The 24,645-nt window shown below is 54.6% G+C and carries 25 protein-coding genes; 6 read left to right on the forward strand and 19 right to left on the reverse strand.

Annotation, left to right across the window (positions count from 1 at the left end; translation table 11 throughout):
* Positions 1 to 6: 6 nt before the first annotated feature.
* The 5 genes from NI40_RS13805 to NI40_RS13825 are packed head-to-tail and all read right to left on the reverse strand — an operon-like array spanning position 7 to position 5,231.
* Complete coding sequence (locus NI40_RS13805) at positions 7 to 969, reverse strand: Csu type fimbrial protein (RefSeq protein WP_033145871.1); 963 nt, start codon at positions 967 to 969, stop codon at positions 7 to 9.
* Positions 966 to 3,350 carry a fimbria/pilus outer membrane usher protein gene (locus NI40_RS13810; RefSeq protein ID WP_039263669.1) on the reverse strand — a complete coding sequence of 795 codons (2,385 nt, stop codon included), beginning with the start codon at positions 3,348 to 3,350 and terminating at the stop codon, positions 966 to 968. Before NI40_RS13810 ends, NI40_RS13805 begins: the two co-directional genes overlap by 4 nt.
* Positions 3,326 to 4,081, reverse strand: a complete 756-nt coding sequence (locus NI40_RS13815) for a fimbrial biogenesis chaperone (RefSeq protein WP_039263670.1) — start codon at positions 4,079 to 4,081, stop codon at positions 3,326 to 3,328. The genes NI40_RS13810 and NI40_RS13815 overlap by 25 nt, the downstream gene beginning before the upstream one ends.
* Positions 4,082 to 4,097: 16 nt before the next feature.
* Positions 4,098 to 4,646 carry a Csu type fimbrial protein gene (locus NI40_RS13820; protein ID WP_039263671.1) on the reverse strand — a complete coding sequence of 183 codons (549 nt, stop codon included), beginning with the start codon at positions 4,644 to 4,646 and terminating at the stop codon, positions 4,098 to 4,100.
* Positions 4,647 to 4,658: 12 nt separating this feature from the next.
* Positions 4,659 to 5,231 (reverse strand): Csu type fimbrial protein, encoded by a 573-nt coding sequence (locus NI40_RS13825; protein ID WP_023312260.1) that lies wholly within the window; start codon positions 5,229 to 5,231, stop codon positions 4,659 to 4,661.
* Positions 5,232 to 5,660: 429 nt separating this feature from the next.
* Between NI40_RS13825 and NI40_RS13830 the strand changes: the two genes are divergently transcribed.
* Positions 5,661 to 6,926: a dicarboxylate/amino acid:cation symporter gene (locus NI40_RS13830; protein ID WP_039263672.1), complete on the forward strand. Its 1,266-nt coding sequence runs from the start codon at positions 5,661 to 5,663 to the stop codon at positions 6,924 to 6,926.
* Between the two features lie 104 nt (positions 6,927 to 7,030).
* Here NI40_RS13830 and cheW read toward each other — a convergent pair whose 3' ends face one another.
* From cheW to flhD, 6 genes are all read right to left on the reverse strand, one after another.
* Positions 7,031 to 7,534, reverse strand: a complete 504-nt coding sequence (gene cheW / locus NI40_RS13835) for a chemotaxis protein CheW (protein WP_023312262.1) — start codon at positions 7,532 to 7,534, stop codon at positions 7,031 to 7,033.
* A 19-nt stretch (positions 7,535 to 7,553) separates the two neighbouring features.
* On the reverse strand, positions 7,554 to 9,590 hold the full coding sequence (gene cheA / locus NI40_RS13840; protein ID WP_039263673.1) for a chemotaxis protein CheA: 2,037 nt from the start codon (positions 9,588 to 9,590) through the stop codon (positions 7,554 to 7,556).
* Positions 9,591 to 9,594: 4 nt separating this feature from the next.
* Positions 9,595 to 10,524, reverse strand: coding sequence for a flagellar motor protein MotB (gene motB / locus NI40_RS13845; RefSeq protein ID WP_032658606.1), 930 nt, complete (start codon positions 10,522 to 10,524; stop codon positions 9,595 to 9,597).
* Positions 10,521 to 11,408: a flagellar motor stator protein MotA gene (gene motA, locus NI40_RS13850; protein ID WP_008500417.1), complete on the reverse strand. Its 888-nt coding sequence runs from the start codon at positions 11,406 to 11,408 to the stop codon at positions 10,521 to 10,523. The genes motB and motA overlap by 4 nt, the downstream gene beginning before the upstream one ends.
* Positions 11,409 to 11,531: 123 nt before the next feature.
* Positions 11,532 to 12,110, reverse strand: coding sequence for a flagellar transcriptional regulator FlhC (gene flhC / locus NI40_RS13855; RefSeq protein ID WP_013096051.1), 579 nt, complete (start codon positions 12,108 to 12,110; stop codon positions 11,532 to 11,534).
* Between the two features lie 2 nt (positions 12,111 to 12,112).
* Entirely contained in the window at positions 12,113 to 12,463 is a 351-nt protein-coding gene (gene flhD, locus NI40_RS13860; RefSeq protein WP_008500415.1) for a flagellar transcriptional regulator FlhD, read from the reverse strand.
* A gap of 794 nt (positions 12,464 to 13,257) precedes the next feature.
* Here flhD and uspC point away from each other — a divergent pair.
* Complete coding sequence (uspC, locus tag NI40_RS13865) at positions 13,258 to 13,686, forward strand: universal stress protein UspC (RefSeq protein ID WP_023312265.1); 429 nt, start codon at positions 13,258 to 13,260, stop codon at positions 13,684 to 13,686.
* Positions 13,687 to 13,701: 15 nt separating this feature from the next.
* Here uspC and otsA read toward each other — a convergent pair whose 3' ends face one another.
* The 5 genes from otsA to araF all read right to left on the reverse strand — a co-directional run bounded on the left by otsA (position 13,702) and on the right by araF (position 19,657).
* The gene (otsA, locus tag NI40_RS13870) at positions 13,702 to 15,126 is read right to left on the reverse strand and encodes an alpha,alpha-trehalose-phosphate synthase (protein WP_039263674.1); all 1,425 of its coding nucleotides are present in this window, start codon (positions 15,124 to 15,126) and stop codon (positions 13,702 to 13,704) included.
* Positions 15,101 to 15,904 carry a trehalose-phosphatase gene (gene otsB, locus NI40_RS13875; RefSeq protein ID WP_039263675.1) on the reverse strand — a complete coding sequence of 268 codons (804 nt, stop codon included), beginning with the start codon at positions 15,902 to 15,904 and terminating at the stop codon, positions 15,101 to 15,103. The genes otsA and otsB overlap by 26 nt, the downstream gene beginning before the upstream one ends.
* A 176-nt stretch (positions 15,905 to 16,080) precedes the next feature.
* Positions 16,081 to 17,067 carry an L-arabinose ABC transporter permease AraH gene (gene araH, locus NI40_RS13880; protein WP_029742191.1) on the reverse strand — a complete coding sequence of 329 codons (987 nt, stop codon included), beginning with the start codon at positions 17,065 to 17,067 and terminating at the stop codon, positions 16,081 to 16,083.
* 14 nt (positions 17,068 to 17,081) lie between these two features.
* Positions 17,082 to 18,596, reverse strand: a complete 1,515-nt coding sequence (gene araG, locus NI40_RS13885; RefSeq protein ID WP_029742192.1) for an L-arabinose ABC transporter ATP-binding protein AraG — start codon at positions 18,594 to 18,596, stop codon at positions 17,082 to 17,084.
* A 71-nt stretch (positions 18,597 to 18,667) separates the two neighbouring features.
* Positions 18,668 to 19,657 carry an arabinose ABC transporter substrate-binding protein AraF gene (araF, locus tag NI40_RS13890; protein WP_003859687.1) on the reverse strand — a complete coding sequence of 330 codons (990 nt, stop codon included), beginning with the start codon at positions 19,655 to 19,657 and terminating at the stop codon, positions 18,668 to 18,670.
* A gap of 787 nt (positions 19,658 to 20,444) precedes the next feature.
* Here araF and NI40_RS13895 point away from each other — a divergent pair.
* Both NI40_RS13895 and NI40_RS13900 read left to right on the forward strand, forming a co-directional pair.
* Positions 20,445 to 20,948, forward strand: coding sequence for a non-heme ferritin-like protein (locus NI40_RS13895; RefSeq protein WP_023312270.1), 504 nt, complete (start codon positions 20,445 to 20,447; stop codon positions 20,946 to 20,948).
* Between the two features lie 155 nt (positions 20,949 to 21,103).
* Entirely contained in the window at positions 21,104 to 22,447 is a 1,344-nt protein-coding gene (locus NI40_RS13900) for an anaerobic C4-dicarboxylate transporter (protein WP_039263767.1), read from the forward strand.
* A gap of 42 nt (positions 22,448 to 22,489) precedes the next feature.
* Here the strand turns inward: NI40_RS13900 and NI40_RS13905 are convergent, their stop codons facing one another.
* Together NI40_RS13905 and azuC are read right to left on the reverse strand one after the other, a co-directional pair.
* Entirely contained in the window at positions 22,490 to 22,741 is a 252-nt protein-coding gene (locus NI40_RS13905; RefSeq protein WP_008500405.1) for a DUF2766 family protein, read from the reverse strand.
* 108 nt (positions 22,742 to 22,849) lie between these two features.
* Positions 22,850 to 22,933 carry a stress response protein AzuC gene (azuC, locus tag NI40_RS23955; protein WP_014884364.1) on the reverse strand — a complete coding sequence of 28 codons (84 nt, stop codon included), beginning with the start codon at positions 22,931 to 22,933 and terminating at the stop codon, positions 22,850 to 22,852.
* A gap of 234 nt (positions 22,934 to 23,167) precedes the next feature.
* On the opposite strand from azuC, the gene yecR reads away from it, so the two are divergent.
* Both yecR and ftnA read left to right on the forward strand, forming a co-directional pair.
* Positions 23,168 to 23,506, forward strand: coding sequence for a YecR family lipoprotein (yecR, locus tag NI40_RS13910; RefSeq protein ID WP_039263768.1), 339 nt, complete (start codon positions 23,168 to 23,170; stop codon positions 23,504 to 23,506).
* 204 nt (positions 23,507 to 23,710) lie between these two features.
* Positions 23,711 to 24,208, forward strand: coding sequence for a non-heme ferritin (gene ftnA, locus NI40_RS13915; protein WP_023336146.1), 498 nt, complete (start codon positions 23,711 to 23,713; stop codon positions 24,206 to 24,208).
* Positions 24,209 to 24,244: 36 nt separating this feature from the next.
* On the opposite strand, the gene NI40_RS13920 is transcribed toward ftnA, so the two are convergent.
* Positions 24,245 to 24,586: a hypothetical protein gene (locus NI40_RS13920; protein ID WP_039263769.1), complete on the reverse strand. Its 342-nt coding sequence runs from the start codon at positions 24,584 to 24,586 to the stop codon at positions 24,245 to 24,247.
* Positions 24,587 to 24,645 lie beyond the last annotated feature (59 nt).

A 24,645-nucleotide genomic window follows, 5' to 3' on the forward strand; every position in this document is an offset into this window, starting at 1 on the left:
GCGGGGTTAAAACGCCACGTCGACAATCAGCGTGTCTGTGTAGGTTCCGGCGGGCGGCGTGGCCTGATTGGTCAGGACTTTCGCGGTGTAGTTGTAGGTGCGCAGTAAACCGTCGGTACTGACCTGGGACGATACCGCGCTTGACCAGCGCTCGCTGCCGCTGCCGCCCCAGCGGTTACCGGTGGCTTCCTTATAGATGTCGTAGCTCATGGCGTTGCTGCCGCTCACCATCCGCCGCACGTTGTTCAGCGCGTTGGCACCGTTATTAATGCCGATGGTATACGAACTTCCTTTGGTACAGGTGACGGCAATCGCCTGCGAGACGGTGGGGAAACTTTGCACCAGCGGCGCGCTGTTGAAGTTCACATCTGGCGTGGTCATGGCGCTGCAGTCGTTGGTAACGGTCATATCCAGCAGGATGGTGGTTGTCGCGGTTCCCGTCTGATTGATTGTGCAAATGCCGAGCGCGCCGACGGAGCAGACGCTGTAGTTAATGCTGAAGGTTAACTGCACCTGATATGGCCCGGCAGTGACGTTTTGCCCGGCGACGGTGCGGAAATAGAGCGGAATGTTGTACTGCTTTGACCCCAGCAACCCCAGCAGGGTACTCCCGCTCCAGGTATACGATTTACTTATCTGTACCTCGCTGCTGCTCGCGCATCCCGATAATCCGCACAGCCGGGTGGGGATCACGTCGGTGATGGCCGCATTATCCGTGCGTTTCATCGTGGCCCGGCTGCTGCCCGAGACAGATGCCGCGGTGTAGGTCAGCGTTACCGAGTCGCTGGTCAGCAGATTCAGTACGGCATCGCAGGCCACCACCAGCGTGCCGGTGGTTTGAACTTCTCCGGTTCCGCTAAGCGCGAACGAGGTGACGCTGCCAAACGACGCATTAACCGTACTGACGGTACACGCCGCCCAGCCGCCGCCGGAGAACAGCAGCAGGATGAATAGCAGCAGGCGCGTCATGGCTCCTCCCGGCAAACCAGCGGCCCGTAGGTTTTCAGCTTGTGCTCCGGATTGGCCCCCACGGTCAGGGTAGTCTTACAGCGCCTCCCGTCAGGTGCGATCACCTCCAGCGGGTTCACATCGCTGAGATTTTCCAGCCAGGCGATGCCGTCATACCCCACCACCGCATTGCTGCGCGAGGCGCGTCGAACCTGGCTTCCCACCGGCAACGCCTTCCCGCGCGCGTCATGCAGAATAACGCTGGCCACCCGTTCCTGCTCCATCGGGAAATCGACCAGATAGCCGCTGTGGCGCCGAATCGCGATCCGCCGCTCGGTCTCTTTCAGACGGGTATCCGCCGGCAGATTCAAAGTATCAATCCGGTAGCTTGCCGGGTAATACGCCGACACCCCGCTGACCAGCAGGTAGCCGTTGTTATTGGTTTTACCGACGGGCTGGTTCTCATAGCTGACGGGCACGTCCGGGTGGCCGTCGGTACTGATGACCACAAACGCATCGTTGATCTTATTCGCCGCGAACAGCTCGCCGTCCATCAGCACAACGGCGCCCATCGCCTCGCCCCACCAGGTCATGGTATCCCTTTCGCCATAGCCGCCGCCCTGCAGCTCGATGTTGTTATTGCGCCAGCCCAGCGTACCCTGCTGATAATCACTGGATCTTGACTGGTTGGCCCAGGCCATGTTCCAGCTGAACCCACCGTCAGAAGGCATGGAGTGGTTGTAGTTAATGCGCTGGGTACTGCCTGCATCCGGGGTGTTTTCAACGGTGACGGCAGCGCTGTCGCGCGCACCAAGCGGCACCTGCAGCGACAGCGCGACCGTCCAGTCTCCCCGCTGCCGATCCCGGCTGCCGGCCAGGTAAATGCTGCTCGCCCCCCACAGGTTGCGGCTCCAGGAGAGATTGAGCAGCTCGGTTTTTTGGCTGTCAAAACTCTCCACGCCGATCCAGGCAGCACCGATGTTGCCGTACCGTCCCAGATTGAAGGTCAGCGAATACTGGTCCGTATTACGGCTAAAGCTGGCGATGGGCTTATCGCTTTCGTCATACACCGTCGGCTGATCGTAAAGGGCGAGATTGCCAAAGCCGCGGTCGCGACGCGTGTGCTGGGTGGCGACGCTAAACTCGCTGGTACTGTACTGGTAACCCCAGTTGATTTGCCCGCCCGTATCACCGCGCATGCGGCTTTGCGAGTAAGAGGTATTCACCACGCCAAACTGGCCGAGTTTTATCACCGTCCCCGCGCCGCCCAGCGCCAGCTCCTGCGCCCCTTCCGCGTGGCCCTCGAGGGTTAGCCAGTCCGTCATTCCGTAGCGATACGAGCCGCTGCCGGCTGCCGGACCGTAGTCAAAATTCTTGATACCGTAATTACGCCGCAGGCTGCCGAGCGTCACGGCGCCGTCGCTCAGCCCTTGCTTAAGCAGGTCGCTGGTGACGTAAAACGGTAGCGTGGTGCTTACCTGGCGCCCCAGCGCATCCGTTGTGACCAGCACCGCATCCCCGGCGCCGTTGATATAGGGCAGATTAGTCAGGGTGAAGGGGCCCGGCTGAAGCTGGGTTGAGCCGGAGCGATAGCCGTTGATAAAAAGATCGACCGAGGTGGGTACCGCGGCTTCCCCCGCGAACTCGGGCAGCGGCCATGTCACCAGGTCAGGACGCAGGGAAAAATCCCGCCCGACGCTTATCCCCCCCATCCGCACGCTGGAGCTCCAGCTCAGGGCATCGCTGATCACGTCCCCGGCGCTCCAGCTCATCGCGTCATCTTCGTTGGTGAACAGCAGGGTCGTGTCATAGCGGACATACCCTTCCTGCTGTCCGTCGTTACCGGTGAAATTTTCCCGCGCGTAACCGGTCGAGGAAAACGAGCCGTTTTCGTTGAAGTAGCGGAACTCATGCCAGATCGACGCCTGACCACCGATATGTTCCGTGTGGTTGGTGTAGAGATCGTAATTCAGCAGCGCCCCGCGCCCGTAGTGCGGTTTGGCCTGCGCCGCTTGCGCGCTGAAAGGCGTCACGCGGGCCGTCACCCAGTCGCGGGGAACGTTAAGCAGCAGGCGCTGCGCGGCGCTGTCGTACTCCACCCGAACCTGAGCAAGCGAGGAGAGATTTACCTCGCCGGTGGGAACGTGCGCCGGGGGCAGCCCCGCGCGCAGCAAATCGGCGCTGGAGATAAAGAAAGCGCCTTTACGCTGCGTCACGGGCACGACCAGGCCGGTGTCGTAGTGATTGACCACGATGGCCAGCTGGAAAACCGCTTCATCATTTACCGCCTGTGCCTGGGGAGGCGGCGGTAAACTGTCGTCGCCGGGCCCGGCCAGGGTCGCGGAACTGACGCATAGCAGTATCATCATCGCCGGCTTCAGTTGACGGGCGTCGACTGCCATTGTTCGTCCCTGGCATTAATCTGCGCGCTCATCCGCTCTGGCTGACGAACGCCAGCGGGTATAGGCCAGCTGCGGGTGCTGCCCGGCAGAACGTAACCCAGCAATCCTTCCGCCACCGTGCGTTTCTGACCTCCCTGCTCCAGCGCCACCTGGCTCAGCCTGACGTGGACATCTCCCCGATTTTTGACCTCCAGCGCAGGCTTCCCCTCCGCATGCGTCACCCGCCAGCTCAGGTTTTGGGTCTCCGCCAAAGCGTGATGCGCACCCTCTTTGATGGTCGGGATCCCCTGCCCATATACGAACAGAGGGATGGAGTAACGCATCTGCAATTTCAGGCCGATGGCGGGTTCGGCTTTGGCATCTGGCTGGGGAATTTCATCGACGATAATGCGATAGGCCTGTTCGACCCCTGCGGGAACCGAAGCCTGTTTGATAAGGCGAATAAGCTGCTTGCTGCCCGTGCCAATCGTGACGATGGGCGGGCTGGCGACCACGTCCTGCTGCGCGGTATAGCGCTCGTGTCCGTCCTCCTGCTTCCAGCGCACGATGCGAACCTGCATCGTCGTGGCGCTGTTTCCCTGATTCTGGATCCACAGTTCCGTGGCGTTGGCGTCTGCAGCAAGCCAGGGATCGATGGGCCAGAGCAGGATGGTAGCCGCCGCCTGCGCCTGGCCGGCAACCGCCATTACCAACGCGCCCGCCAGACAAACCGGTCTGAAAAATGGCTTCATCAACACTCTCCCTTTATTACCATGACAAGGTCACGGTGAGCTGATCGGAATAGGTTCCCGCCGGGCTAAACCCGGTCAGTAGCGCCACGCCAAAAAGCGGCAGCGCGATGTTATTGCTGTTGGTATAGGTCACCGCTATCGCCTGGTTGACGCCAATTTCGCTGTTCGCGGCCAGCGAGCTGCTGCTGTAGAGCCGGTATGGCACCATATCGACGCCGTTCGCGCGCTTCATGCGGCGAACGGATGAATAATTTTGACCGCCATTAATGCTCATGCTCAGCGCCACGCCTGGCGTACAGGCAATAGACAACGCCCCGTTTGGCACAAAGCTGGTGCTCACCGGCGCGCTCTCGACGCCGTTATGGCTGCCAAAATCCAGCGTACCGAGAAGCCCTCCGCTACCGGTGGCCACCGCGCATCCCGGGACAATCGTCGCGCTGACCTTAAACGACTGGGATGTCACCGCATCCGCCGTGGGCATCGTGAGCAATCCGACGATCAGCGCGAAAAAAGGCTGCACGCGTCCCTCTGCGCGTTTGCGCAGACCTGTGAGAGATGCCTTCATGGCGGTTCGGGACTAGTAGGTGACGCTGACGTTAATCGTGTCGGTGTAGGTTCCCGGAACGACCGTCACGCTGTTACCGCCGCCGGTAATCCGTCCGTAGAGGGTGTAACTGTCCACCCCTCCGGCCGTAGACGCGATCGGCAGCGCGGCGTTATTGGCAATCACGGTGTTAAACCCGCTGTCGCTGTACAGGCTGTAAGCCACGCCCTGTGCCGCGTTGGCCGTATTCACCAGATAGCGTTCAGGCGTGCCCGGCGAACCGACAACGGAGCCGGGCGCGGTGGAGTGGGTATTACCGGTGATCGCGACCGTATAGCTGGCGGTCGTACATTGAATGGTGAAGGTGTTTCCGCCGCTGGCGCCGCTCAGCTGCGTCGTAAGCGTGGAAAAGGTTGCCGGATGGGTACCGAAATCGAGCGTACCGAAGTTAATACCACTCTGCGCGGGCGAGCCGTTTATCAGACACCCGTTTGTCAGCGTCAGCGTTGCACCGATGGTGCCGCTGCTGGTGACGGCCAGCGCCTGATGGGCCGTTGTCGCAGCCAGTAAGGTGCCTGCGCAGATCAAAAGAAGTTTTCTTTTCATTTACCACCCTCCAGAAGACGTCTCCGTTCCCTTGCCACATTTTATTTTTGTCGTTCAAGATGTTAGCCCCGCTTAACGTTCCTCTGAGGGGGTTATTGAGAATTTAGTTTACGGATATCGCTTCGACCACCCGACCCTTAACGCATAATGCATATGTCTTATTGACACTATTTTCTTATAAATAACAGCAAGTTAAATTAATTCAGGCAGCAATTTTATTCTTCACGGGGAGAATATATCCATTAAAGTGTGACGACGATCACAATATATCGTCGACGCATTAACAACAAATTTAATAAAAATTAAAAAGGAGTTGTATCCCCCTACACTTTGCGTCAATTTATGTGCCGAATAATTTCCCGCATCGTAATAAAAAATTTATATGTATCGACGCGGGCTACATCTGAAGCGCATAGAGGGTCTTTTTTCGTGGCAAGTGCAAACAAACTCACACTCTTCATCGTGATATTCATGCTGGCGGGTATTCTTTCAGGGGCAGCAATTCATGAGTACGCATCTGCGGATGCCATCACAGCCTGGTCGGATAATATTACCCTTCTGACCGATATTTTCCTCCGTCTGATCAAAATGGTCATTGCCCCCTTGGTCTTCAGCACGCTCACCGTCGGCATTATGAAGCTGGGCGAAACCTCCACTATTGGCCGCGTTGGCGGCAAAGCGATGGTGTGGTTTATCAGCTCATCCGTGCTCTCTATTCTGGTTGGCCTGTTCATCGTCACGCTGGAGCATCCGGGAAGCGGTCTGAACCTGACGGTTCCGACAGAAGCGGTGGATACCGGCCTGGCCGTGGGCGGCATGACGCTGAAAGCATTCCTGTCGCACACCATTCCGACCAGTATCGCGGGGGCGATGTCGAACAATGAGATCCTGCAGATTGTGGTGTTCTCAATGTTCTTCGGCATCGGCGGCGCGTCGCTGGGGCAGAAATTCAACGCGCCGCTGGTGGCCGCGCTGGATGTGGTTTCCCATATCATGCTGAAGGTAACGGGTTACGTGATGTACGTTGCTCCGCTGGCCATTTTCGCGGCGATTTCATCCGTCATTGCCACGCAGGGTCTCGGCATTCTGCTGAACTACGCCTCCTTTATTGGCGGCTACTATGTTGCCATTCTTCTTACCTGCATGGTGCTGCTGGCCGTGGGCTACATGGTGCTGAAAAAAGAGGTGTTTCGCCTGGTCAGCATGCTGAAAGATCCGGTCCTGGTGGCGTTTACCACCAGCAGCTCTGAAGCCGCCTACCCGAAAACGCTGGAACAGCTGGAGCGTTTTGGCTGCTCGCGCAACATCGCCTCTTTCGTTCTGCCGATTGGCTACTCCTTCAACCTGGTAGGTTCGATGGTGTACTGCTCTTTCGCCTCGATGTTTATCGCTCAGGCGTACAACATTCACCTGAGCTTCTCTGAAGTGACGGTGCTGATGCTGACCCTGATGCTGGCGTCGAAAGGGATTGCCGGCGTACCGCGTTCTTCACTGGTGGTGCTGGCAGCAACCATTCCGAGCTTTAATATTCCGGTGGCGGGTATTCTGCTGCTGATGGGGATCGACCACTTCCTGGACATGGGCCGTTCCGCAATTAACGTGCTGGGGAATGGGATCGCGACCGCGATGCTGTCGCAGAATGAAGGCGCGCGGGAAGCGGAAGCTGAAGCCGAGCTGGTAAAGCAGGAAGCGTAAGGTGAAAAAAAGGGTGAGGCCTGATGCCCTCACCCCTGCCCTCTCCCACAGGGTGAGGAAGCAAACACAAAAAACGGCAACCTGGGTTGCCGTTTTGCATTTACCTACGCTACGTGACTCGCGGCGATATCCAGCAGCGCCATCTCATCGCTGTTCAGCAGCTTCTCGATGTTCACCAGAATCAGCATACGCTCGCCGAGCGCGCCCAGGCCGGTCAGGTATTCGGTCGACAGCGTGACCGCAAACTCCGGCGCAGGACGAATTTGGTCAGAGGTCAGGGAAAGCACATCAGATACGCCGTCCACCACGATACCTACCACGCGCTGCCCCAGATTCAGAACGATCACCACGGTGTTGTCGTCGTAGTCAACGTCGCCCTGGCTGAACTTCACGCGCAGGTCCACGATTGGCACAATGACGCCACGCAGGTTGGTGACACCTTTAATAAAAGCAGGCGTGTTAGCGATGCGGGTAACCTGGTCGTAACCACGGATTTCCTGCACTTTCAGGATATCGATGCCGTACTCCTCATCGCCTAAAGTGAATACCAGGAATTCCTGCCCTGATGGCTCGCCCGCCAGTTTCGTTACATTACTCATACCGGTCATGTTATTACCTTCTACTTAATCAGGCGGCTGTGTACGCCACACGTTGTTCACGATTTAATCCCTGAAGCGCCGACACATCGACGATCAGCGCCACGCTACCATCACCCAGAATGGTGGCGGCAGAAATACCCGGCACTTTGCGGTAGTTGCTTTCGAGGTTCTTCACTACCACCTGGTGCTGACCAATCAGCTGATCGACCAGCAGCGCGTAGCGGCGGCCCGCGCTTTGCAGGATCACAACGATGCCCTGCGTGGCCTCTGTCTTCGCCCCGTCCACTTCGAACACTTTCCACAGTTCCACCAGCGGCAGGTATTCACCGCGCACTTCGAGGACGCGCTCGCCGCCCGCCAGCGGATGCAGATCTTCTTCACGCGGCTGCAGGGATTCCATCACGGCGTTCAGCGGCAGGATAAAGACTTCGTCCGCCACTTTGACTGACATGCCGTCGAGGATCGCCAGCGTCAGCGGCAGCAGGATGCGAATGGTGGTGCCGGAACCTTGTTTAGACTGGATCTCAACGTGGCCGCCCATCTCCTGGATGTTACGTTTCACCACGTCCATGCCCACACCGCGTCCGGACACGTCGGTCACCTGCTCCGCGGTAGAGAAGCCCGGCGCGAAGATCAGCATGCCCACCTCTTCGTCGGTCATGTTTTCATTGACCGCCATCCCCTGCGAAATCGCTTTTGCCAGGATGCGCTCGCGGTTAAGACCCGCGCCATCATCGGTCACTTCGATGCAGATATTCCCGCCCTGGTGTTCCGCAGAGAGGATCAGGTTGCCGACCGGCGATTTTCCGGCGGCGATGCGGTTTTCCGGCAGTTCAATACCGTGGTCGAGGCTGTTACGCACCAGGTGCGTTAACGGGTCGATAATGCGCTCGATCAGGCTCTTATCCAGTTCGGTTGAGCTGCCCATCAGAGTCAGTTCAATCTGTTTATTCAGCTTGCTGGCAAGGTCGCGAACCAGACGCGGGAAGCGGCTGAAGACATATTCCATCGGCATCATACGGATGGACATGACCGATTCCTGCAGGTCGCGGGCGTTACGCTGCAGCTGACCCATGCTGGTGATCAGATCGCCGTGCGTGACCGGGTCCAGTTCGTTAGAACGCTGGGCCAGCATCGACTGGGTGATCACCAGTTCGCCCACCAGGTTAATCAGCTGGTCGACCTTCTCAACGGCAACGCGGATACTGGTTGACTCGCTGGAGCGCGCGGCAGGTTTCTCAGCACGGCCTGGTGCCGCGGCCTCTTTTGGCACTGCCTTCAGCGCCGGAGCCGCAGGAGCCACAGCCGGTGCGGCGGCCTGAGCGACAACGGCCACCTCTTCCGCAGCGGCAGGGGCGTCAACCGCGGCCGTTTCGGTTTCGAAGGCGATCTGGTCAGCTTCAATCACAAAACACAGTACCGCCACGATATCGTCCTGGCCAATACCGTCATCAAGCGTCGCGGCAAGGCTGTCTTTGCCTTTTACCACGTTGCTTAACTTCGCCAGGTTACCCAGCTCTTCTTCCAGCAGGTTAACTTCACTCTCTTTAAGGCGTGACAGCACAACGCGCAGTTTGCCCGCTTGTGCAGCGGCTGGCGCGGCCTCGTCGGCAGCAACCGCATCGACAACGCTCAGTTTCGCCGCAGGGACAACGGCTGCAGCGACTTCACCTTTTGCTTCCAGGGCGAGCTGGCGCAGCGCATTGCAGATGTATTCAAAGCTGGCGGCATCAGGCTCTGCCGAACTTTTATAGGCGTCGAGCTGTTCCTGCATAATATCTTTGGTTTCCAAAAACAGGTTGATAATGTCGGTATTGAGCTGCATCTCACCGCGTCGTGCTTCATCAAGCAGGTTTTCCATTAAATGGGTCGTTTCCTGCAGGATGGTAAATCCAAACGTTCCGGCTCCGCCTTTAATAGAGTGCGCCGCACGGAAGATGGCATTGAGCTGCTCGGAGTCCGGTGCTTCGGGCACCAAATCGAGCAAGTGTTGCTCCATATCGGCCAACAATTCGTCGGCTTCATCAAAGAATGTTTGGTAAAAATCGCTAATATCCATGCTCACGCTATCACCTCGGATTGGCTGGTGGCGATGTTGGAACGGCAGCCGAAGGAACGGCCCCAGGCTGTTTTAAATCGTCCAGTGACTCATTCTGACTTTCGGCGTTTTCATGCAGGATGGCCTGCTCCGCCTGCTGGTTCAGCACTAAAAGACTGATACGACGGTTGATGGCATCATCCGGCCCGCGGTCGGAAACGCGCATGGTTGCGGCCATGCCGACTACGCGCAGTACCTTGCCATCATCAAGCCCACCTACCACCAGCTCGCGACGCGAGGCGTTGGCACGATCGGCAGAAAGCTCCCAGTTGCTGTATCCCTTCTCCCCACTGGCGTACGGGAAATCATCCGTGTGTCCTGACAGGCTGATTCGGTTAGGAATGCCGTTCAGCACCGGTGCAATGGCACGCAGAATATCGCGCATGTACGGTTCGACTTCCGCACTCCCGGTTTTAAACATTGGGCGGTTCTGGCTGTCGATAATCTGAATACGCAGCCCTTCCTGCACCAGGTCGATCTTCAGATGCGGGCGCAGCGCGCGCAGCTTCGGATCCGCTTCAATCAGCTGATCGAGATCGCCCCGCAGTTTCTTCAGACGCGCCTGCTCCATCTTTCTTTTCAGCTCGTCGATGTTCGGCTCTTTTTTCACCTCACCCTTCTGCTGGGTGTAATCATCGCCGCCGCCCGGGATCGGGCTTTCGCTGTTAGAGATACGCGGCCCACCGGCCACCGCCGTTGCCAGCGGCGTACGGAAATATTCGGCAATCTGGATCAGTTCTTTTGGGCTGGAGATGGAGATCAGCCACATCACCAGAAAGAACGCCATCATTGCGGTCATAAAGTCGGCGTACGCAATTTTCCACGAGCCGTGTGCGCCATGCCCGCCGCCCTTGTGCTTGCGTTTTTTTACGATGACGATCGGATGGGACTGGTTTTTCATGCGTCCTCAGTTGTCGTCTGTTGGTTTGGATTTTTCACCGCACGCACGTGTTCTTCAAGCTCGATAAACGACGGACGCTCGCTGGAGTAAAGCGTTTTACGGCCAAACTCAACCGCGATCGGTGGCGCGTAACCGTTGAGGTTAGAGAGCAGCGTGATCTTCACGCACTGCATCATTTTGGTGGTTTCCGCGCTCTTCTGGCGCAGAACGCTTGCCAGCGGAGAGATGAAGCCGTACGCCAGCAAAATACCGAGGAAAGTCCCCACCATCGCATGGGCAATCAGCGCGCCCAGCTCGGCTGCCGGACGGTCTGCCGAGGCCAGGGCGTGAACCACGCCCATTACCGCGGCAACGATACCGAATGCCGGAAGCGAGTCGCCGACCAGCGCCAGGCTGTTGGCCGGCACTTCAGATTCGCTTTCGTGGGTTTCGATCTCTTCGTCCATCAGCGCTTCGATTTCGAAGGTGTTCATGTTGCCGCTGATGATGAGTCGCAGATAGTCGACGATGAAATCCAGCATCATTGCGTCAGCAAGAATTCGCGGATAGCTGGCAAAAATTTCGCTCTCTTTCGGGTTTTCAATATCCCGTTCAAGCGAGAACATGCCCTGCTGACGCGACTTCGCCATCAGGCGATAGAGCAGTGCCAGCAGATCCATATACATGCTTTTGGTGTATTTCGAGCGACGGAACAGCAACGGAATCGCTTTCAGCGTGCCCTTGATCGATTTACCGTTGTTACCAACGATAAAAGCCCCTACCCCTGCACCGCCGATGATAATAAGTTCAGCCGGTTGATAGAGTGCTCCAAGGTGCCCGCCGGTCATCATGTAACCGCCGAAAACTGTACCGAGAACTACCAGGTAACCTAATAAGATAAGCACGACATCATCCTTCCGCTAGTGACTATGGCAAGGACGTCCAGCTCGCAGCGTTTACCGTTTGCGGGGTAAAAAAAAGCAGCGGTAATTGCTTACCGCTGCTGGAATCTTTCCCACACGTTCGGGTTAAACAGCTTGTTCGATCTGTTCATCCAGCAGTTGTGGAATAATATCGGCAGCATCCCGGGAAAGTTTACGTCTTTTTACTGCGCGGGATGGAGGCTGACATAAACTACAGGCGAAGCTGCCTGCAGGTTGATGAGCATGGGTAATAAAATTGCCGTCGCAGCAGTTGCAGCGAGACAGTTCAAGCATTCCGCTCTCAACAAAACGCACCAGCGTCCATGCGCGGGTCAGCGCCAGCAGAGGGCCTTCTTCCTGCTGTGGGCATTGTTCAAGGTAAAGTTTGTACGCTTTGATCACGGCGTCAACGCCGCTACACAAACCGGTTTTGAGAAGATACTGCCAGGCATTACAGAACATGGAAGCATGAATATTCTGCTCCCACGTCATAAACCAGTCGGTAGAAAACGGCAGCATGCCTTTCGGCGGGGGGCTACCACGTAACTCTTTGTACAGTTTGATGAGACGACCACGGCTCAGCTGAGTCTCGCTTTCCAGCATTTGTAAACGAGCACCCAGTGTAATCAGCTCCATGGCCAACTGTATGTCACGCGCTTCCTGAACAATGCTTTTCTCGCTCATTGCTAGGCCCTTTTCTTACGGGCTACGTCATCAGGCTGGCTGATTTCGTTAAGCAAGCGAGTGGAAAGAAGAATACCGGTATGGATCTGTTGAAGATCGTCCACACGGGATTCCTGCGTCAGACGCGTTATTGTCTGTGAATCATCGAAACGGAACTGGCAAACCAGTTGATTCGTTTCAGCCAGTTTAACCATCTGCGGGAGGGTTAAGCCGCCCAGCATGGTTGCCATTTCTTCGTTAATACCCAGACGAAACATCGCGGACGCCTTGTCCTGACTAATCAAACGCTGCGCGAGCAGTAAATACGACAAATTGATGTCATAGATATGTTTTAGCAACTCGGATGTATGCATTGTTCCCATCCCGAATAACCAACTATTATTTTTATGCGGAAAGACCGCACCCCGTGATGTCGCCGGGAAATCACCCGGTATAAAAAAGAAAAGGCTAAATGCATAGTTGAATTTAGGTTTGTATTCACTGAAACCGTAAGAGAGAAACCGCGAATGCGTCTCTTACATGATTTATCATTTCTTACAAATAACTAAGATTTTTCCTAATTCGACGCAAACTCTACTCGTCAGTTTTGACACATACAATCCAGCCACCCTCAAATTTAAAAAAAATGTGATCCACGTCACACAATTTAAGTGAATATGACCCATAAATCCATCAGTATGACTTGTAATTTGTTCAAAATTTAGCCAATCGGTACTGTTTTGTATTCTTAATTGACGAATACTCATGCAGAAGGGTGATCCGAACTGGCATGCAACGTGCTTTTCATACCGTAAGCGCCGCGCGGAAACATTTACATCAGGCCCCTCTCCTGGAAACATTTTTCTTACCGTGAAAAAACATATAGTTATGCAGGTAGCACAAAAAATATGTTTCAGGACGTGATCATTCGAAATGAGTTTGTAACGGGTCAAAACGATTTAACAGTCAAGGCGTGAATTTGTGTGATTTACGTTAAGTTGTTAATTTTTTTCATTTAGGCGCATTTTTCAGTTATTCTTCTTATAAGAATAATTAATGAATAATTATGATAAGCTTCACACTAATGTCGTAATCTGCTCTTGCAGAACCGGAGATTTCGCGGTAAAGGTGGTTAAACGCTGTCTTTCAGACATCAAAGGAGTGCGCCATGAGTTACTCCCATCTTCTTGTTTCTGTAGCAGTTTCCCCCGAAAGCCATCAGCTCGTCGCCCGGGCAGTTTCCATTGCCAGACCCCACAATGCCCGCATCAGCCTCATCACGCTCGCCGCTGAGCCAGAGATGTATAATCAGCTGGCCGCGCCCATGCTGGAGGATATTCGCGAGGTTCTGCAGGAGGAAACGCAGCAATTTCTGCGCGAATTAGTGGAAAAGGCACAATATCCTGTTTATGAGACCGTTATTGCGACCGGGGAACTGAACGCCCATATTCTCGATATGTGTCGTAAACAAAATATAGATTTAGTGATTTGCGGGAACCATAACCACAGCTTTTTATCGCGGGCAGCCTGCGCGGCGAAATCTATTGTCGCGTCGAGCCAGGTCGATGTGCTGTTAGTGCCGCTTGGGGGGCATTAGCCCCCCAGCAGTAAATCAGGCAAGTTTAGGGAAGGTCGCGATCTTTTTTTGCAGATCGCCTTCATGACTTTGCGGAGCGATATCCCGGAGATCCTGAATAAAACGCGCCTGCCAGTGGTTAATATCGTTCTTCCGGATTGTTTCCATCATGTCAGCGTGGCGGGAAATACGTTCCGTGAGCGGCATTGTCAGGGCGCGATTCAGCGCGTTAGCCACGTCATCCCTGTCATAAGGGTTAACGATGAGCGCCGACGTGAGCTCATTTGCGGCCCCGGCAAACTGGGAAAGCACCAGAACACCCGGGTCGGCAGGGTCCTGGGCAGCCACATACTCTTTCGCCACCAGGTTCATCCCGTCGCGCAGCGGCGTGACCAGCCCAACGTCCGCATAGCGGAAGACCTTCATCAGGATCTTACGGTCAAAGTGTTGATTCAGGTAAAAGAGCGGCGTCCAGCCCAGCTGGCCGTAGCGGCCATTAATGCGCCCTGCTTCTGTCTCCAGCTGATGGCGAATATCCTGATAGGCCTGAACCTCACCGCGCGACGTCGGCGCAATCTGGGTATAGCGAATTTTCCCGTGATGCTGCGGGTATTTATCCAGCAGCGTTTCATACGCCAGGAAGCGTTCCGGCAGCCCTTTGGAATAATCAAGGCGCTCAACCGAGAAGATATTTTTCACGTGCTTGAGTTCATTCTTAAGCTGCGCCAGCTTCGGCGGCAGCGGGCCGGAAGCCTGCTCCGCGATTTCGTCAGGTTCAATCCCTATAGGATAGACCTCGGTGTGGAAGGTTTTCCCCCACGCCGTATGGGTTTTCCCGCCTTTGGGCACCAGACGCGCTTTGCCAGACACGGAGTCAAGGAACGCGAGGCGGTCATTTTCGGTCTGGAAGCCCAGCAAATCGTAATCACACAGCGCCTCCAGCAGCTCTTCATGCGGCGGCAGCGCGGTAAAAATTTCCGGCGTCGGGAAAGGAATGTGCAGGAAGAAGCCAATCCGGTTATTCACCCCCCTCTTTCGCAGCTCTCTCGCGAAGGGCAGCAGGTGATAATCGTGGATCCATAAAATATCGTCTTCCTCTATTAATGGCAGCAGTTTATCCGCCAGCAGCGCATTTACGCGCGAGTAGCCTTCGAAGGATTCACGCTGGAATTTGACCAGATCAAGACGATAGTGGAACGCAGGCCACAGGACGGCATTTGAGAACTGCGAGTAATACTCATCATAGTCTTTCTCTTTCAATGCAAATGAAGCCCACGTAATGTTTCCGCGCGTCACCTTTTTGAGCGGTTTCTCTTCTTCACTGATTTCTCCACTCCAGCCAAACCACAGCCCGCCAGCGGCTTTTAAGGCACCTAACACCCCTACCGCCAGGCCACCCGCGCTGGCTTTTTTATCATCCGGCGGTGCGATTCGGTTAGAGACGACGACTAAGCGACCCATAATGGTTTCCCCCTTTGCTTTGCGCTATTTGTTGTTGTTGCTGGTTAGCGATGTCAGATATCCACTGCCAGACGCTGGCGACATCCGCCAGCCGCCATTCGGCAACAGTGTCACCAGGCCCCACCTTGACGGCGATCCCTCCGGCCTGATTCACCACGCGAAACCCGGCCTCGTCGGTCAGGTCATCCCCAATGAAAACGGGCGTTCGCCCTTTGAAAGGCGGCGACGCCATAAACGCGGCGATGGCCGCGCCTTTATTAATCCCTTTCGGTTTTAACTCCACGACGCATTTGCCGGGCTGCAACGCCAGCTGTGGATGGGCATTCGCGACCGTTTGAGCCAGCGCCAGTACGGCCTCCTCATGCTGCGGCGCCTGACGATAATGCAGGGCAAAGGCCATGCCTTTGGCTTCCAGCTCGGTGCCAGGCAGCGCTTCCAGCGCAGCAGAAAGCTGCTTCTGGAGCGTTTGCGTGAGTGCGTCAGGGAGTGAAACGATATGCGTGTGATCATGGATGTCGCGGCGCTCCGCTCCGTGTACACCGGCCAGCGGAAAGTGGTAAGGACTGGCGAGCGTATCCAGCTCGGCCATTGAGCGCCCTGATATCAATGCCAGTGCTCCCTCGTTCATGAGCGAGAGCTGATGCAAATCCTGTAACACCGCATCCGGAATAGACACCTGGTCAGGGTGCGGTTTTATCCCGGCGAGCGTGCCGTCGAGATCGAAAAAGAAAGCATAGTGTCCGGGCAGTACAGGCGGTGCGGTTAACATGTCAGCCACCCTTTTCCTCCTTACGGTTTACGAGAGGTAAACGCCTTTACCTCTTTCATAGCCATGTAAGTATAGACAGTGTGACGTCGCTCGCCATTTGACAACCGCCCCGCCAGTAAAACTGGCGGGGCGGTTAAGGGGTCAACTATGGTTATAAGTTGAGCAATAAAAGACGGGGAAACGGGTTACAGGGTACGCTTCGCTTTTTGCTTGTAACGGTCGAAAATCACCGCTGCCAGCAGGATCAGACCACGAACCACGTACTGCGAGAACGGCGAAATGTTCAGCAGGTTCATGGCGTTCTCCACCGTGCCTAAAATCAGGATACCGGCCACCACATATGAGATTTTTCCGATGCCGCCCTTGAGGGAAACGCCCCCTAAAACGCAGGCCGAAATGACGATCAGCTCGTAGCCAATAGAGGTCATCGGCTGGCCGCTGGTCATACGCGAAGCCAGGATAATCCCCGCGGCGGCAGAAACCAGCCCTGAGAGTACGAAGATAATAATCTTGGTTCGCACCACCGGTACCCCGGCCAGACGGGCGGCCTCTTCGTTACCGCCAATCGCCAGCGTATTACGGCCAAAGGTGGTCCGGTTGAGCAGGAAGCCGAACAGGATCAGGCAGGCCACGGTCAGCCAGATTGGCGCAGGCAGCCCCAGCCAGTTGGCGTAACCCAGGGTAAAGAAGCGCTCGTCTTCAATCCCCACCGCTTTACCGTCGGAGATGATATAGGCCAGCCCGCGGACAATTTGCATCGTCGCAAGCGTGGTGATCAGGGCGTTAATCTTCAGGCGTGCGATAACAAAACCGTTCACCAGACCGCTGATGACGCCGAGTAGCAGACCGGCGAGAACGCCAATCCACAGGCTCTCCGTCATGTTGATCACCACTGCCGTCGTGACGCCCGCACAGGCAATCACCGACGCCACCGACAGGTCAAAATCGCCGGAGGCCAGGCAGAACAGCATCCCGCAGGCCACCATCCCGGACATGGAAATGGCCAGCCCCAGCCCCTTCATATTAATGAAGGTGGCAAAGTTAGGAACAAAGATCGCGCAGGCGAGGAACAGCGCGGCAAAGACCACCAGCATGCCGTACTGATCCCAGATACGTCCAAAACTCAGCGCCGACTTCGACTTCGGCGCTCCGGATGTAGTAACAGAGGACATCATTAACTCCTTACTCAGGCGACAGCCTGGCTGACTTTAGGCATGGCGAGGTTCAACGCCTGTTGTTCATTCGCCTGTTCATGAAGCAATTCACCGGCAATTTCGCCTTCACGCATCACCACAATGCGGTCGGCCACGCCAAGCACCTCCGGCAGATCGCTGGAGGCGAAGAGCACCGCCACGCCGCGTTTTGCCAGCTCATAGATCACGTTATAAATCTCGTGTTTTGCCCCCACATCGATACCGCGCGTCGGCTCATCCAGCAAAATGACCTTCATATCTTCTGACAGCCAGCGGCCTAAAATCGCCTTCTGCTGGTTTCCGCCTGACAGATTCATGATCAGCTGTTCCGGACCCGGCGTTTTAATATTCAGCGAGCGAATATGGTGGTCGGCGTTGCTCGACTCCCAGCCATCGTTTATCAGGCAGCCTGCGCGAATAAACTTGCGGCGAGCGGAAATATTGATGTTGTCGCGTACCGAATGTACCGGAATAATCCCCTCGGCTTTACGGTCTTCCGGGCAGAGCATCATGCCCGCCCTGATCGCGTGGGCCGGTTTCTGGATATCGACCCGTTCACCGTCAATAGAAACCTGCCCATCGGTAATTCGGGTTCCCCCGAACAGGCCTTTCATTAATTCACTGCGCCCCGCCCCCACCAGACCAAACAGGCCGACAATTTCGCCGCTGCGAACGGATAACGAAATCGGCGTGCGTACGCCCGGCGCTTTGACGCTGTCCAGACGCAGGCGTTCAGGGCCGTACTGACGCGGCTGCCAGTGATAAATATCACCCAGCTCGCGTCCGACCATCGCCTGAACAAGCTGGTCATGGTTAACCTGCTGCATGTCGGTAAAGGTGCGCACATAGCGCCCGTCTTTAAAGACGGTGATGGCGTCGCTCAGGGCAAATATCTCTTCCATGCGGTGCGAGACATACAAAATCGTACGGCCTTCCTGACGCAATTCGCGGATCACGCGGAACAGATTTTCAATTTCACGCGCAGAGAGCGAACTGGTGGGCTCATCGAAGGCGATAATTCTGGCGTTACGCGCCAGCGCCTTGGCAATTTCAACCATCTGCCACTGGCCGATGGAGAGATATTTCAGCGGCGTCTGGGGATCGACATCCAGACCCAGGTGTTTAAGCTGCAGCCCCGCTTCATAATTAAGTAGCGAACGATTTACCACACCGCCTTTGTGCGGGAGCTGTCCTAAATAGATGTTTTCCGCCACGGTCATCTCGGGAATGAGGTGCAGCTCCTGATAGATGATCGCCACCCCGGCATTGAGCGCCGCCGTGGTATCGGCAAACGCCACCTCTTCGCCGCGAATGGCCAGCGTGCCGGTCGTAGGCGCGTAGTTGCCGCTGAGGATCTTCAACAGCGTGGATTTCCCCGCGCCGTTTTCCCCCATCAGGGCGTGAACCTGGCCGGCATAGCAGTCGAAGCTGATATCGGTCAGCGCGTTAACACCGGGGAAAGTTTTCCCGATGCCGCGAAAAGAGAGATACGGATCAGACTGTCGCATAACGTCTCCGTGATTCCTGTAGTGTGTACGTCTGGCCCCTCACGATGCATGAGGGGCACAATCACAGCGTATTACTTACCGCCCAGCCCTTTTTTCGCCAGCTCCTCTTTGAAGTTGTCGCGGGTAATCAGCACCACGTCGGTCACTTCGGTAAATTTCGGCGGTTCGGCCCCTTTGGTTACCCAGTTGTAGAGCATCTCACTGGATTTGTAGCCGTGAACGTCCGGGCTCGGCAGAAGAGAACCGTAGAAGCCGGTAGCCTGCGCTTTGGACAGCTCGCTGACGGCGTCAACGCCGTTGATGCCAATCCCGATCACGTCAGGCGCTTTGAAGCCCTGGCCTTCCGTCGCGCGCACCCCGCCCAGCACGGTGTTGTCGTTCATGCCGACCACCAGCCAGTGTTTGACCTCCGGATGCTGGACCAGCATAGAGTTCGCGGCGTCGAAAGCGCCCGGGATATCGTTGGATTTGGTTGGGACTTTATAGATCTGTTTTTCCGGGAAGCCAGCCGCTTTCAGCGCATCCATTGAACCGGTAGTACGACGACGGGCGGTGTCCAGCTCGTCAGCGGTGATAGCCATTACCGCTGTCTCTTTGACATCCCAGCCGCGCTTTTGCATCTCTTTATAGAGTTCCTGGCCCTGGCGTTCGCCGATTTTGGTCGCCGCCATCATGACCAGCGGGACGGTGTCCATCGGCTTGCCTTTGGCGTTAACGAACTGATCGTCAACCGCGATGACCTTCATATCGTAACCGCGCGCTTTCGCCGCGATTGCCGACCCCAGCTTTGGATCCGGAGTACAGATAACGAAACCTTTTGCACCGCTGGCCGCCAGGCTGTCGATGGCGTTCAGGGTTTTTTCGCCGTCAGGCACGGCGATTTTAATGACTTCAAAACCTAAATCTTTCCCGGCTTTATCTGCGAATTTCCACTCAGTCTGGAACCAGGGCTCTTCGGGCTGTTTTACCAAAAAACCGAGTTTTAAATTCTCAGCGATAGCGGATTGTGACATAACGGCAGCCAGACCGATGGCCGCCAGCGCTTTAGTAAATTTGTGCATGGTAAACTCCAGCTTTAGCAATCTTTTCTGTAGGGAATAAGTGCGTGCTTCTTATTTAATCGGACTTAAAACAAGGCATTAGCGCTTACCTCGTCATAAGCGTTATTGCTGGTGATAGTTTTAGCGGGAAATTAATCATCCATAAGAGAGCCCCATCACACCGCAGAATTACAGTAATTGCGTACATAAATTCAGCGAAAAATGACATAAAAAAGGCAGAATTTGTCAGACAAATAGAAGAGGGTTAAGCAGAATTATCCATAAGATTAGCCAAGATATCCCTGATGCCTCTCAGCGGACAAAACGGCACCTGGCGTTAAGGGCTTCAACATGTTTTTCATCACGAATGTACAACGCACCTGAAAAAACGTTATTCCGCAGAATTTGATTTAGCGCAATTTTATTGACACATCATATATTCGAAATGATTAATCCGTATTTTTCCTTTTCCCGGAGTAATATTCCAACTTAATATTTTCGAAAGAGTAACAGTGTGCCCTCAAGATAAAAACCGTTAATTATTAGGCCATTAAGTCACATTCAATTCATGGCGAGCTAATTGTATTTCTGTACTATATTAAACTTTGTAATGTATGGTAAATATAGTCTGATTAAGAGTTTTCTTAGACCCAATACAAGGGTATGCTTATTTATATCGAACACAGGAAGTGAATTTCGGTCGACTTCGGTCACGGCAGAATGTCTATTTCTGCTCTTCTCTTCGTATTTGCCTGGCGCTCAGGTTACGCAACGGACATCACGTCCCACAGTCAATAAGGATATGAGTATGGCTACCCAAACGATGATGCAAAAACTTAATGCGCAGATGAACCTTGAGTTCTACGCCTCGAATCTGCACCTTCACTTAAGTGCGTGGTGTGCCGAGAATAGCCTTACGGGGTCTGCCACATTCTTTCGCTCTCAGGCGCAAAGTAACGTCACCCATATGATGCGTGTCTTTAACTTTCTGAAAGCCGCAGGGGCAAATCCTGTCGTTAAAGCCCTTGATGGGATCAACGAAAACTACTCTTGCCTGGAAGAACTGTTTCAGAAAACGCTTGAAGAGTACGAGCAACGCTGCAGCACGCTCAGCAAACTTGCCGATGAAGCCAAAGCGCAGCAGGATATTACGACGCTCAAATTCTTACGCGATATGGACAAAGAGCAGCAGCAGGATGGCATGCTGCTGAAGACGCTGGCGGATGAGATCCATAATGCGCAGCAGGCGGGTTTATGTCCTGAGCAAACCGACCGTCATCTGCTCGACATTGTGGCGGTCCAGCACCACTGAGTTTTGGCCTGCTTCCGTCCCGGGGAGCAGGCCCCCCTCCCATCTCCAACCTTCTGCTTTTGCTGAAATTTAACAAATCAGATCTGGCTCCCAATGATTAACCACACAACGTGTGATGATTTATTTAGTTACATAATCATTGACGAGGGAGTATCATGATCACCATTGAGTTTGTTGTCATTCTCCTCTGCCTGCTGACGGGTACGCGTTTCGGCGGTATGGGGCTTGGGTTAATCAGCGGTATTGGTCTTTTTATTTTATGTTTTGTCTTTGGTCTGCAACCGGGTAAACCGCCGGTTGACGTTATGCTGACCATCCTTGCGGTGATTGGCTGTGCGGCTACGCTGCAGACTGCGGGCGGCCTCAACGTCATGATGCAGTTTGCCGAACGTCTGCTGCGCAAACACCCGCAGCACATCACCCTGCTCGCCCCTTTCACCACCTGGATGCTGACCTTTCTGTGCGGCACCGGGCATGTGGTCTACACCATGTTCCCCATCATCGCGGATATCGCCCTGAAAAAAGGGATCCGCCCCGAGCGCCCCATGGCCGTGGCGTCGGTGGCATCACAGATGGCGATTACGGCTTCCCCCGTTTCCGTTGCCGTTGTGTCGCTGGTGTCTATCCTGGCGGCCCAGCATGGGATCGGCCACGCGTGGGGGATCCTGGAAATTCTCGCCGTGTCGGTTCCCGCTTCGCTTTTCGGCGTAGCCATTGCGGCCCTGTGGAGTTTACGCCGTGGGAAAGATTTGGCTGACGACATAGAGTTTCAGGAAAAGCTGAAAGATCCTAAGCAGCGCGAGTTTATTTACGGCGGTACGGAGACGTTAATGAATCAGCGTTTCCCTAAACAGGCCTACTGGTCCACGTGGATTTTCTTTGCCGGTATTGCCGTGGTCGTTTTGCTGGGGGCATTCCCTGACCTGCGCCCCGCCTTTGAGGTGAAAGGCAAAATGACGGCGCTGTCGATGAACCTTGTCATTCAGATGATGATGTTAATTGCGGGCGCCGTGATGCTGATGGCCTGTAAGGTTAATGCGTCGGCGATTTCCAACGGCGCGGTGTTCAAGGCCGGTATGGTCGCGATCTTCTCGGTGTTCGGCGTGGCGTGGATGAGCGATACCTTTTTTCAGGCGCATCTCGACGAGTTAAAGCTGGCGCTGGAAGGCGTGGTGAAGAGCCACCCGTGGACGTATGCCATTGTGCTGTTTCTGGTGTCAAAACTGGTGAACAGCCAGGCGGCTGCGCTGACGGCCGTTGCGCCAATGGGCCTCATGCTCGGCATCGACCCGAAAATGCTGATCGCCTTTTTCCCGGCGTCCTACGGCTATTTTGTCCTGCCGACCTATCCCAGTGATTTGGCCTGCATCGGCTTTGACCGCTCAGGCACCACCCGCATCGGCAAATTTATCATCAACCACAGCTTTATTCTGCCAGGGCTGATTGGGGTAAGCTGCGCGTGCGCGGCGAGCTACCTGCTGGTCCAGACGTTCTTTTAACCGCTTCAAAGGGCGACACGTGCCGTCGCCCCTACCCCTGTTTTAGTGGGATTCACCCTGCGGCGTGAATCGCAGCTCAATCAGCGCGATAGCTTTCTGGATCGCACGAAGCGTAACCGGGTCAGCGGCAGCAGGATGGCTGGCGAAATCGATGTTTTTCAGCTGCGTAGACATCTTCTCGCGCACTTCAACCGGCGCAATCACGTCCAGAACATCAAGGATTTGTTTGATAACCAGCTGACAGGCGACAACGTCAGAGACCAGTTCCTGATCGGCGCTCAGGTTTTGTGACATGGGCTTTCTCCTTATTTAAAGGCCGCCATAGTAGCAAAACACGCCCCCTGACATCTTCCCTTCATCGCCTGCAGGTACAAAAAAACCCGCCGAAGCAGGTTTTTTTAATCAGAACATGGCGCCTGGCGGCACGTCTTTGAACGTGCGGCAGTAATTGGCCCACATGCTTTTCAGGATTTTGCGCAGTTTCACGACGATGCTCCATTAACTTGTTATACAACTTTATTGTCAACGTGCCTATAATATGACCATTATCACAAAAATCAATTATTTTGTGATGCTCATCACATTTTTATAAGGGGTTGGCCTGATAGCACTCCCCTCTGACCCGTTGCGAAGAGTGAGGGCAGATTGTCCGGCTATTCCAGGCATTGCAGCGGGCATCTGCGGGTACGATAAGATATTTCCATCCACTCAGAGCGAACCATGAAAAGAGTCATTGTAGCCGGCACAATCCTGCTGCTCGCGGGGTGTAGTATCAACCGCCAGGCTGAAGTCAGCAGCCTCGACGCGCCGAACGGCATCGTCCGCCTCGATTACGGCCAGGCAGCGCTGCAAAATGCGTATTCCGATGAGTATGTGAATAACGGCACGGCGGCAAAAGCGTGTCAGAGCATGGGGTATGCCACCGCTTCAGCCTATGGTCAGCCCATCAAAACCTGTACCCTGACGAGCGGCTCTTTGTGCCTGAACGAGAGCGTGACTATCCAGTATAAATGTAAGGGTTACGCCGTTAACCCTAAGTCAAATAATCCCTGGTATTAATCAACGCTGCCAGCTTTTGCTGGCAGTATATTTCATTACGAACAAAAACAATTCTCATTAATAAATTATAAAAATCGCCAATGCGTTTTATTCCCATTCGTATTTTAAATAAATAAAATAAAAATTTTACGTTTTGCAAATAATTAAATAACAAATTATAGTGTCGCTCATTGTGAACCAGAAATAATAATCCGGAGCGTCACCATGCTGAAAACTGAAATGATCGACAAGCTCAACGCACAAATGAACCTTGAGCTTTTTTCATCCCTGCTCTACCAGCAGATGAGCGCCTGGTGCAGTTACCACAGCTTCGAAGGTGCGGCCGCGTTTCTGCGTCGTCACGCTCAGGAAGAGATGACCCATATGCAGCGTCTGTTTGATTATCTTACGGATACGGGCAGCCTGCCGCGCATTGAAACCGTGACATCACCTTTCGCTGAGTATAATTCTCTCGATGAACTGTTCCGCGCCACCTACGAGCACGAGCAGCTGATCACGCAGAAAATTAACGAACTGGTCCATGCGGCGATGACCAGCCAGGATTATCCAACCTTTAATTTCCTGCAGTGGTACGTCGCTGAGCAACACGAAGAAGAGAAGCTGTTTAAATCCGTACTGGATAAATTATCTCTGGTGGGGAAATCCGGCGAAGGTCTTTACTTTATTGATAAAGAACTTTCCACTCTCGATACGCAGAATTAATTTCAGCGCGGTGCCGGTTTCCGGCACCGCGTTAATTTACATACATCCCGCACAGCTGGTGCAGCGCCAGTCATGGGGATTCACCGCCTGGTAAAAATAGCGGTAGCTGGACGTCTCCAGCGGAATCCCCACCTCGAAGAACATATCCGTTAACCAGTCGACATTCTCAACGATCCACTCATCTTCCTGTAAGCCCTGTGCAAAGGTTTCATCTTCAGGATCGATAATCGAATAGATTGCCCAGGTGCCCATATCCTTTTCGCGACGGGACTCGGGAAGTATCAGGGGCTGGTTCTGCCAGCTGATTATCCAGTGGCCATGGCACAACAGGTTACCTCCCCGGCTCCATGCCGCGGTAAAGGGATTCTCCCCTGCCATAAAACCCTCACTTAATTTGATAATTTATATTTATTGTTTACGTTACGCCGGAATGTCGC

The organism is Enterobacter sp. E20, from assembly GCF_000801755.2.
GTDB lineage: Bacteria > Pseudomonadota > Gammaproteobacteria > Enterobacterales > Enterobacteriaceae > Enterobacter > Enterobacter asburiae_B.